This window comes from Lysinibacillus sp. CNPSo 3705 (genome assembly GCF_028674935.1).
Classification (GTDB): domain Bacteria; phylum Bacillota; class Bacilli; order Bacillales_A; family Planococcaceae; genus Lysinibacillus.
This window is the reverse complement of sequence record NZ_JAQZSD010000191.1, coordinates 1-487: the sequence shown is the minus strand read 5'-3', so window position 1 is coordinate 487 and position 487 is coordinate 1. Positions and strand designations below refer to the sequence as shown.

1 protein-coding gene is annotated in these 487 nt (G+C 34.7%); it reads right to left on the bottom strand.

Translation table 11 applies throughout. The annotated features are described in order from the left end of the window. Nucleotides 1-487 (bottom strand): transposase (locus tag PVA17_RS24960; protein ID WP_274069372.1); only part of this gene is annotated, 487 nt, incomplete at both ends.

The window sequence follows — 487 nt, the reverse complement described above, 5'->3', positions numbered from 1 at the left end:
TTTATACTTTAAATTTAATAAGATTTTTGCTCGAAAGTGATCGAAGCGTCGAAAGCCATATGCATTCCGTTTCATCGCTTTTGTTTTATTATTAATGCCTTCTAAAAAGCCGTTGGAATAACCAAAACTAAAGCTATTTAAGATTTCTACTTGCCAGTTTTTCAATGTTTGAATTGCTTTTAAGAAAGCTGGTAATTTTGTCTCTTCTACCTTACGGTAAAAAGCTTGTAATCGCTTCTTCACTTCTACGACATCATTCTTTGTCTTTGCCCAATCAAACCATTCACAATAGGCTTCCTTTAATTCATGAGCTACTTTTAATGTTTCAGACATTTCTGTATAGCGCTGTAAGTACCACTGTTGTTTCGGTGATAATTTAGATACGCGTTTATAAAACACATGACGCATACGTTTACACTTTGTGCGATTGTATTTGTCCCATTCTTTTTGTACTTGTCGGCGCACTTCATCCATTGCCCAATAGATA